Below are 354 nucleotides of genomic sequence, written 5' to 3'. Positions count from 1 at the left end.
GCATCGCGCACAGTGTCGAAGTGGGAGCCGGTGAGCAGCGCGGGAGCGTCGGGCGAGGTGCCTTCGTAGCGGCCGATGACGTTGCCGGCGGCGTCGCGGCGCACGGTCATGCCGGCTTCGCGCATCCATTCGGCTAGTTGTGCGGCGGCGCCGTGGTGGGCGTCGGTCAGGTAGGTGCGGGTCAGCAGCCCGGGCTGCTCGGTGTGGACGGCCAGGGCGTCGGCCCAGGCCATGATGCGGGCGCCGGCCTCCGGGGCCAAAGTCGTCGGGGTTGCTGCCGGGGTTACTGCCATAGCGGGTCTCCTGCGATCTACATGTAGCCCGGCGCTGAGGGTCCTGGCGGGGGCGCCAGTC

The 354-nt window shown here is 72.0% G+C and carries 1 pseudogene; it reads right to left on the bottom strand.

Annotated elements, in window-relative coordinates:
- Nucleotides 1-293 (bottom strand): annotated as a pseudogene (locus AB4Z35_RS31390) (hypothetical protein); the annotation flags it as partial.
- Between the last annotated feature and the right edge of the window lie 61 nt (nucleotides 294-354).

The organism is Pseudomonas sp. KB_15 (genome assembly GCF_052114525.1).
Classification (GTDB): domain Bacteria; phylum Pseudomonadota; class Gammaproteobacteria; order Pseudomonadales; family Pseudomonadaceae; genus Aquipseudomonas.
The sequence above is the reverse complement of the archived record's forward strand: the minus strand, read 5'-3'. Positions and strand labels throughout refer to the sequence as shown.